The following is an 8,459-nucleotide window of genomic DNA, read 5'->3' as shown; positions in this document are numbered from 1 at the left end:
ATGCCGCACGGTGTTGCCCCTCTTTCGTGTCCAAATCGTCGCCAAACGCTTGAATACGAGTAGAATCAACACCGTGCGCCGTGTCTACAGATTTAAACCGGACAGTAGTGGGACAAGCCCGAGCATGACGGAGGAGAGGTTGTATCCTCCAAGGAAATGCAGGGAGAAGCGGGCGCTATCTCCCTGATTTATTTTCAAACAGGCCGCACGAGAATGTGCTTCTTTTTGCCCAGCGATAGCTTGATCACGCCATCTGCCGTGACTTCACCAGCGCGGATGACCTGACGCTCATCGGACATGCTCTGGTCGTTGATCTTCACAGCACCGCCCTGAACGTGACGACGGGCTTCACCGTTGGAGGCAGCAAGACCGGCGCGGACGATCAGCGATAGCAGACCAACGCCCGCCTCAAGCTCACCCTTCGGCACTTCGATGGATGGCAGGTTATCGGCCAGCGCACCTTCTTCGAAGGTCTTGCGGGCGGTTTCTGCGGCCTCTTCGGCAGCGGCACGACCGTGCAGAACAGCCGTGATTTCCGTTGCCAGGATTTTCTTGGCTTCGTTGATTTCCGAGCCACCAAGCTGCGCGAGTTTGGCAATCTCATCCATCGGCAGGACAGTGAAGAGCTTGGCGAAGCGCACGACATCTGCGTCTTCCGTGTTGCGCCAGTATTGCCAGAAATCATAAACCGGCAGCAGGTCCTTGTTCAGCCAAACGGCACCGGATGCAGACTTGCCCATCTTCGCACCTGATGAGGTGGTCAGAAGCGGCGAGGTCAGCGCGTAAAGCTGCGGCGTGCCCATGCGGTGGCCAAGATCAATACCGTTGATGATGTTGCCCCACTGGTCCGAGCCACCCATCTGCAAGCGGCAACCGGTCCGCTGGTTCAGTTCTACATAGTCGTAGGCCTGAAGGATCATGTAGTTGAATTCAAGGAACGACAAGGACTGCTCGCGGTCGAGACGCGTTTTGACGCTATCGAAGGACAGCATGCGGTTGACCGAGAAGTGGCGGCCAACATCGCGCAGGAACTCGAGGTAGTTCAGACCACGCAGCCAATCGGCGTTGTTGATCATCAGCGCAGGATTGGGCTGGCGATCGTAATCAAGGTAATTGGCAAAGACGTGCTTGAGCGAGGTGATATTGTCCTCGATCATATCGACCGTCATCAGCTTGCGCGCTTCTTCCTTGAAGGAAGGGTCGCCCACCATGCCGGTGCCGCCGCCCATCAGAGAAATTGGCTGATGGCCTGTTGCCTGCAGCCAGTGCAGCATCATGATCTGTGTCAGATGGCCGACATGAAGACTGGAAGCCGTCGGGTCATATCCAATATAGGCCGTTACGGTTTCCTTGGCGAAGAGTTCATCGAGACCTGCCTCATCGGAGATCTGGTGAAGGAAGCCGCGCTCATCGAGCGTGCGGAGGAAATCGGACTTGAACCTGGACATAACCTTTTTCTTTCTGGTTGGGTCTTCTGCTCACTGAAATGCCAGTGAATGCCGCGCCTTTAGCATCATTTTTTGAAAAGTGCACCCGTTTGCGCCATGAATATCGGCAATCGGTAACGAGATGATTCCATCTGGCAGGAGAACGGATATGGGCGAGGTCAAAACCGCGATAGGGCTGATGAGCGGAACGTCCATGGATGGCATCGACATCGCGCTTCTGCGTACGGATGGCGAAAGCGTCGTGTACCACGGCCCGAGCGGATATTTTCCCTATGACCAGCAACTGCGCGCCACATGGCAAAAGGCGCTGGTCACAGCCAAAACCATCCGGCAGCGCGGTGAGCGCCCCGACGATCTGGGTGAAGCCGAACGCAAGCTGACGCTGGCACATGCGGCTGCGGTCAAATCATTCCTGCATCGGAACGGGTTGAGTGCGCAGGCCATCGACGTCATCGGCTTTCACGGCCAAACGGTGCTTCATCGCCCGGATGACGCACTCACGGTGCAGATCGGCGACGGGCCTTTACTTGCCGAGGAAACCGGCATCGATGTGGTCTACGACATGCGCGCCAATGACATGGTGCACGGTGGACAGGGCGCGCCGTTGATCCCCGTCTATCACGCAGCACTCGCCGCCAATCTACCCGCACAGTTCGAAACGCCTGCGGTTTTCGTCAATATCGGCGGCATTTCCAATCTTACCTATGTCGGTGAGAGTGGCACGCTGGCGGCCTTTGATAGTGGCCCGGGCAATATGTTGATCGACCAGTGGATCGAGGCACATACCGGCAAAGGCTATGACAAGGGCGGCGCCACTGCGGCTCGCGGCAAGGTCGTTCCGTCACTGGTATCACGCTATATGGAAAGCCCGTTCTTCTCTGCAAACATCCGCCGCTCGCTCGACCGCTCCGATTTCCTGCCGCCTGCCAAGGGCGAGGTTTCACTGGAGGATGGCGCGCGAACGCTGGCGCATCTCACCGGTGCGGCCATTCTCACGTCTGCGAGCTATCTGCCGGAGGGTGCCAGAACCTATGTCGTTTGCGGTGGTGGGCGGCTCAACCCGGTGATTATGGCTGAGTTTTCCGAGCAGGCAGCGAAGCTGGGGGCGGAGGTCATCGCAGCAGAAGACGCGGGTTTTGATGGTGGGGCGATGGAGGCGGAGGCCTGGGCCTATTTGGCGGTGCGCTCGCTCAGAGGTCTGCCGCTGACCTATCCCGGCACGACGGGGGTGCGGGAGCCGGTGACGGGCGGAGTGTTGGCAAAACTTGGAGGGCAACAAGCATGAGCCAGAATGTTATTCTTGAAACGCAAAGGCTACGTCTGCTCATGTGGGAGCCGGGCGATAGCCATTTGATACAGCAACTCCATGCAACAATCGCCACGACGCGTTACCTTTCCGGCGCGGCGCCTTGGAGCATCGAAAAGGCTCAGGAGCGTCTTTCGACTTGGTTCTGTGAGCATGCCAAACATGGCACCACGAAATACAAGATTTTATCCCGAGCTGATGATCGTTTTATCGGTAGAGCGGGTTTTTCGCTTTATCACCGTGCCGATAACTCAAAACTGCGTGCGCAGCCCACCCCCCTTTGTCCTGCCGGACATCTCCCCCTCAAGGGGGGAGATCCGCAAGACGAGGGCGCGTCGTTTTATTCGCAACGTTCAATAGAGGCGGAAGATCACCACGAGTCGATCTCCCCCCTTGAGGGGGAGATGTCCGGCAGGACAGAGGGGGGTAAGCCACGCCCGCTGGCTATCAATAGTGAGAGCGCCGAGCCTGAATTCGAATTGGGATATTCGCTTTCTCACAGCGAATGGGGAAAGGGATATGCGACCGAGATTGCAAGCGCTCTGCGCGACTGGTTTTTTGAACGAAATTTTGGACCAACGTTCATAGCCTTCACACACCCGGACAACAGAGCGTCGCAGAACGTTCTAACGAAAATCGGCATGCGTTGCCGCATGCCGATGATAATTGACGGGCTCGAATGCCCGACGTTTGAATACTCCGCGCAGATGCGCAGCTAATTTACCGAATGCGCTTCGCCGCAGGCTCCGGCACCAATTCGCCATTCAAACGGCGGTCCAGATAATCCTCGCATTCGCCCATCAGCGTATCCACCTGTCCGTTGAAGAAGTGGTTTGCGCCGGGAACGGTGCGGTGGGTGATGAGGATGCCCTTCTGGGTCTTCAGCTTTTCCACCAGACCGTTGACGTCCTTCTCAGGCGCGACCTTGTCGGCATCGCCATTGATGATGAGGCCGGAGGACGGGCAGGGGGCGAGGAAGGAGAAGTCGTAGGTGTTGGGCTGTGGCGCAATAGACATGAAGCCTTCGATTTCCGGGCGGCGCATCAGAAGCTGCATACCGATCCACGCGCCGAAGGAGTAACCGGCTACCCAACAGCTCTTCGAATCCGGGTGCAGGCTCTGCACCCAGTCGAGTGCCGATGCCGCGTCCGAGAGTTCGCCAGCGCCGTGATCAAACTCGCCCTGGCTGCGGCCGATGGAGCGGAAGTTGAAGCGCAATGTGGTGAAGCCACGCTTCTGGAAGAGATAGAAAAGCTGGTAGACGATCTGGTTGTTCATCGTGCCACCGAACTGCGGGTGCGGATGCAGGATGATGGCAATCGGCGCGCTTTTTTCCTTGGATGGCTGGTAACGGCCTTCGAGGCGACCCGCAGGGCCGTTGAAAATGACTTCGGGCATATGTACTCCGGTCGTGTTTTTCTGTTTCTGAGCCTTTTCCATGCGCAAGAAGACTTGACGCGGAAGGTCAGCTTTTCTAAAACCCAGTTTAGAACTATTCGAAACTTCGTGTGCTGTCTGCACTGTTGGACGTGTCATAAGGCAAGCACGACGGAAATTTCAAGGAAAATGCGCTTTGGCGCATCAATCATAGGTTAGACAGACAGTTTCTCCATGAGCACCACGACGCGCACATATCTGGACTGGAACGCGACAGCACCTTTGCTGCCCGCCGTTCGGGATGCGCTCGTCTCCGCTCTGGACCTGTCTGGCAATCCATCCTCCGTTCATAAGGAAGGCCGCACTGTTCGCGCTGCGATCGAATCCGCGCGCCGCGATGTGGCCGCGCTGACCGGTGCGCAGGCCTCGCATGTGGTCTTCACCAGTGGTGCGACGGAAGCTGCCAATCTCGTGCTTTCGCCTGCGTTCAAGATGGGACGCTCCGCACTATCCATCGGCCATCTCTACGTCTCGGCCATCGAACACCCGGCCATTCGCGAGGGCGGTCGGTTCGAGAAGGCTGATGTCAGCGAAATCGCCGTTACAACTGAAGGCGTTCTTGATCTTGCGGCGCTTGAGGCTGCGCTGGCATCGCATGATGCCGCCAAGGGTCTTCCGATGGTCGCGCTGATGCTGGTCAACAACGAGACCGGCATTGTTCAGCCAGTGGCGGAAGCGGCGAGTTTAGTTCACGGCTCTGGCGGTCTGCTGGTTGTCGATGCCGTTCAGGCGGTTGGTCGCATCTCTGTTGATATCGAGACCCTCGGGGTGGATTTCCTGATTGTTTCTTCCCACAAGATCGGTGGTCCAAAAGGCATGGGCGCGCTGATTTCCCGCGGGGAAGTGATGATGCCGAAGCCTTTGATCCATGGCGGTGGTCAGGAAAAGGGTCATCGTTCCGGTACGGAAAACACCTCTGCTATTATCGGGTTTGGAACGGCTGCCGTCGAGGCGCTGAAAAATCTCGATGCGGAAGCTGCGCGTCTGACTGGCCTGCGCGCCACGCTGGAAGATGCGATGCGCGCAGCGGCACCTGATGTCATCATCCACGGTGCCAAGGCGGCGCGGGTTTGCAACACGACCTTTTTCACGCTGCCGGGTCTGAAATCCGAAACGGGGCAGATTGCTTTCGATATCGAGGGCGTTGCGCTGTCGGCGGGTGCGGCCTGTTCTTCCGGGAAGGTTGGCGAGAGCCATGTGCTGAGCGCCATGGGGCACGATCCTAAGCTTGGTGCACTTCGCATTTCTTTGGGAGCGGCGACGACTGAGGCCGATATCGACAAGGCCATCGCGGCTTTTGCCAAGATTGCCGGGCGGCGAAAGCTGGCCGTGCAGGCGGCTTGAGGCCAAAAACAATTGCGGAAAGTCAAATTTCCGCTTGCCGGAGAGTGTGAAAAGCGCCATCCGAACACTAAATAAGGCGTAACAAAGAAAGTTATGCTGGACACGAATGAAGGCGGGTCTTCCGTCTTGATACGTTGACAAGCCACCGGACCTTGGATCCGGCGAGATTGGAGAACGACTATGGCAGCGGTTCAGGAAACGATCGATCAGGTCCGCCAGATCGATGTGGACCAGTACAAATACGGTTTTGAAACCGAGATCGAAGTGGACAAGGCGCCGAAGGGCCTTTCCGAAGAGGTGATCCGTTTCATTTCCGCCAAGAAGGAAGAGCCGGAATGGATGCTTGCTTGGCGTCTTGAGGCCTACCAGCGCTGGTTGACGATGGAAGAACCCACCTGGGCTCGCGTCAATTATCCCAAGATCGATTTCAACGATCTCTATTATTACGCGGCACCAAAGAGCACGCCCGGCCCGAAATCGCTTGAGGACGTCGATCCTGAGTTGCTGAAGGTTTACGAGAAGCTCGGCATTCCCTTGCAGGAGCAGGAAATTCTGGCTGGCGTCGAGAACCGTCGCGTGGCCGTGGATGCCGTGTTTGACTCGGTTTCGGTTGTCACCACGTTCAAGAAAGAGCTGATGAAGGCCGGCGTGATTTTCATGTCGATTTCGGAAGCCATTCGCGAATATCCTGAGCTGGTGCAGAAATATATCGGCTCGGTCGTTCCGACGACGGACAATTATTACGCGACGCTGAACTCTGCGGTCTTCACCGACGGTTCCTTTGTGTTCGTGCCGAAGGGCGTTCGTTGCCCGATGGAACTGTCCACCTATTTCCGCATCAACGAAAAGAACACCGGCCAGTTCGAGCGCACGCTGATCATTGCGGAAGAGGGCGCTTACGTGTCCTACCTCGAAGGCTGCACGGCACCGCAGCGCGACGAAAACCAGCTTCATGCGGCCGTGGTCGAGCTTGTGGCTCTGGATGATGCCGAAATCAAATATTCGACCGTCCAGAACTGGTATCCGGGCGATAAGGATGGCAAGGGCGGCATCTACAACTTTGTGACCAAGCGCGGCGATTGCCGTGGCCATCGGTCCAAGATTTCGTGGACGCAGGTGGAAACCGGCTCTGCTATTACGTGGAAGTATCCGTCCTGCATTCTGCGCGGCGATGATAGCCGTGGCGAGTTCTACTCGATTGCCGTCTCCAACGGTCATCAGCAGATCGACTCTGGCACCAAGATGATCCACCTCGGCAAGAATACGTCGAGCCGCATCATCGCCAAGGGCATCGCTGCCGGTTTCTCGGAAAACGTCTATCGCGGCCAGGTTTCAGCTCACCGCAAGGCGACCAACACGCGCAACTTCACGCAGTGCGACTCACTTCTGATCGGCGACAAGTGCGGCGCGCACACCGTGCCTTACATCGAAGCGAAAAACTCGTCCTGCCAGTTCGAGCATGAAGCAACGACCTCGAAGATTTCCGAGGACCAGCTGTTCTACTGCCTGCAACGCGGCATTCCCGAGGAGTCGGCCATCGCGCTGATCGTCAACGGCTTCGTGAAGGATGTGATCCAGCAGTTGCCGATGGAATTTGCGGTTGAAGCGCAGAAGCTGATCGGGATTTCGCTGGAAGGTAGCGTCGGATAAGTTCTCCTCGTCATCCTCGGGCTTGTCCCGAGGATCTGCTGCCGTGGATGTTGGAATGAGTGGCTTCGTTTACATGATGTCCGACAAACCACGGGGTGTGATCTACACCGGCGTCACCAGCGACTTGGCTGGGCGGGTGTGGGAACATCGTAATGCAGTACGAAAAGGCTATACCGAGAAATACAAGGCCAAGAACCTCGTTTGGTTTGAGACCCACCCGAATATCGTGCTGGCGATCCAGCGGGAGAAATCGTTGAAGCGCTATCTGCGTGAATGGAAGATCAAATTGGTCGAGGGACTTAATCCAACTTGGGTCGACCTTTTCGAGCGAATTGACGAGATCGAAAATGCCTATTTGCCGCATGAAAATACGCTGGCGTCGGGTGACTATAATTGACGTGATTAGATCCTCGGGACAAGCCCGAGGATGACGGACAAAGAGTTGAGAGCGGGCCGTAGTACGGCCAAACAGCGGTCCTTGAAACCGCACTACGGATAGGAAACAAACATGCTTGAAATCATCGACCTGCACGCAAAGATCGCCGATACCGAAACCGAGATCATCAAGGGCTTGAACCTGAAGGTGGCGGCTGGTGAAGTGGCGGCTATAATGGGGCCGAATGGCTCTGGCAAGTCCACGCTGTCCTACATTCTGTCGGGCCGTGAAGATTACGAAGTCACCTCCGGTGACATTCTCTATAACGGCGAAAGCATTCTGGAACTGGACGCTGCCGAGCGTGCGGCCAAGGGCATTTTCCTGGCCTTTCAGTACCCGGTGGAAATTCCCGGTGTTGCCACCATGCAGTTCCTGAAGGTTGCGATGAACGAGCAGCGCAAGGCACGCGGCGAGGCTGAGCTTTCCACGCCTGATTTCATCAAGAAGGTGAAGGAAGCCGCTGGCGATCTGAAGATCGACATGGACATGCTGAAGCGTCCGCTCAACGTCGGCTTCTCCGGCGGTGAGAAGAAGCGCGCTGAAATTCTGCAGATGGCGCTGCTGGAGCCGAAGCTTTGTGTGCTTGATGAGACTGACTCCGGTCTCGACATCGATGCGCTGAAGATCGTTGCCGATGGCGTCAACGCGCTGAAGTCCCCGGACCGCGCCACCATCGTCATCACCCACTATCAGCGCCTGTTGGACTACATCGTGCCTGACAGTGTTCACGTTCTCTACAAGGGCAAGATCATCCGTTCCGGCGACAAGAGCCTGGCGCTCGATCTGGAATCCAACGGTTACGCCGACATCATCGGTGAAGCAGCCTGATTGGCTGGGA

Annotated in this window: 7 protein-coding genes and 2 pseudogenes; 7 read left to right on the top strand and 2 right to left on the bottom strand. The window is 56.9% G+C overall.

From position 1 onward, the window contains the following. Window positions 1–194 precede the first annotated feature (194 nt). A complete protein-coding gene (gene tyrS / locus ABUK73_RS03165; RefSeq protein WP_353575981.1) occupies window positions 195–1,448 on the bottom strand; it encodes a tyrosine--tRNA ligase in 1,254 nt (417 codons plus the stop codon). Window positions 1,449–1,596: 148 nt separating this feature from the next. Between tyrS and ABUK73_RS03160 the strand changes: the two genes are divergently transcribed. The 3 genes and pseudogenes from ABUK73_RS03160 to ABUK73_RS03150 form a co-directional block, all read left to right on the top strand. After that, on the top strand, window positions 1,597–2,733 hold the full coding sequence (locus tag ABUK73_RS03160) for an anhydro-N-acetylmuramic acid kinase (RefSeq protein ID WP_353575980.1): 1,137 nt from the start codon (window positions 1,597–1,599) through the stop codon (window positions 2,731–2,733). Further along, a pseudogene (locus tag ABUK73_RS03155) lies at window positions 2,730–2,990 on the top strand (GNAT family N-acetyltransferase); the annotation flags it as partial. The gene ABUK73_RS03160 and the pseudogene ABUK73_RS03155, both read left to right, overlap by 4 nt. 234 nt (window positions 2,991–3,224) lie before the next feature. Beyond that, window positions 3,225–3,473 (top strand): annotated as a pseudogene (locus tag ABUK73_RS03150) (GNAT family N-acetyltransferase); the annotation flags it as partial. A 1-nt stretch (window position 3,474) separates the two neighbouring features. Here the strand turns inward: ABUK73_RS03150 and ABUK73_RS03145 are convergent. Then, window positions 3,475–4,152 carry an alpha/beta hydrolase gene (locus ABUK73_RS03145; RefSeq protein WP_062449413.1) on the bottom strand — a complete coding sequence of 226 codons (678 nt, stop codon included), beginning with the start codon at window positions 4,150–4,152 and terminating at the stop codon, window positions 3,475–3,477. Window positions 4,153–4,365: 213 nt separating this feature from the next. Between ABUK73_RS03145 and ABUK73_RS03140 the strand changes: the two genes are divergently transcribed. The 4 genes from ABUK73_RS03140 (at window position 4,366) to sufC (ending at window position 8,449) form a co-directional block, all read left to right on the top strand. Further along, a complete protein-coding gene (locus ABUK73_RS03140) occupies window positions 4,366–5,535 on the top strand; it encodes a cysteine desulfurase family protein (protein WP_353575979.1) in 1,170 nt (389 codons plus the stop codon). Between the two features lie 180 nt (window positions 5,536–5,715). Then, window positions 5,716–7,185 carry a Fe-S cluster assembly protein SufB gene (sufB, locus tag ABUK73_RS03135; RefSeq protein WP_353575978.1) on the top strand — a complete coding sequence of 490 codons (1,470 nt, stop codon included), beginning with the start codon at window positions 5,716–5,718 and terminating at the stop codon, window positions 7,183–7,185. Between the two features lie 55 nt (window positions 7,186–7,240). Beyond that, on the top strand, window positions 7,241–7,582 hold the full coding sequence (locus tag ABUK73_RS03130) for a GIY-YIG nuclease family protein (protein ID WP_353575977.1): 342 nt from the start codon (window positions 7,241–7,243) through the stop codon (window positions 7,580–7,582). 111 nt (window positions 7,583–7,693) lie between these two features. Continuing rightward, complete coding sequence (gene sufC, locus ABUK73_RS03125; protein WP_353575976.1) at window positions 7,694–8,449, top strand: Fe-S cluster assembly ATPase SufC; 756 nt, start codon at window positions 7,694–7,696, stop codon at window positions 8,447–8,449. Window positions 8,450–8,459 lie beyond the last annotated feature (10 nt).

Origin of the sequence: Agrobacterium vacciniicorymbosi (genome assembly GCF_040427045.1) — a bacterium.
In the GTDB taxonomy this organism is placed as follows: domain Bacteria; phylum Pseudomonadota; class Alphaproteobacteria; order Rhizobiales; family Rhizobiaceae; genus Agrobacterium.
This window is presented reverse-complemented; position numbering and strand designations above follow the sequence as displayed.

What these genes read in the sequence shown, in the direction of transcription:
- tyrS (WP_353575981.1), bottom strand. Translation starts at nt 1,448, where the DNA reads ATGTCCAGGTTCAAGTCCGATTTCCTCCGCACGCTCGATGAGCGCGGC.
- ABUK73_RS03160 (WP_353575980.1), top strand. Translation starts at nt 1,597, where the DNA reads ATGGGCGAGGTCAAAACCGCGATAGGGCTGATGAGCGGAACGTCCATG.
- ABUK73_RS03145 (WP_062449413.1), bottom strand. Translation starts at nt 4,152, where the DNA reads ATGCCCGAAGTCATTTTCAACGGCCCTGCGGGTCGCCTCGAAGGCCGT.
- ABUK73_RS03140 (WP_353575979.1), top strand. Translation starts at nt 4,366, where the DNA reads ATGAGCACCACGACGCGCACATATCTGGACTGGAACGCGACAGCACCT.
- sufB (WP_353575978.1), top strand. Translation starts at nt 5,716, where the DNA reads ATGGCAGCGGTTCAGGAAACGATCGATCAGGTCCGCCAGATCGATGTG.
- ABUK73_RS03130 (WP_353575977.1), top strand. Translation starts at nt 7,241, where the DNA reads ATGAGTGGCTTCGTTTACATGATGTCCGACAAACCACGGGGTGTGATC.
- sufC (WP_353575976.1), top strand. Translation starts at nt 7,694, where the DNA reads ATGCTTGAAATCATCGACCTGCACGCAAAGATCGCCGATACCGAAACC.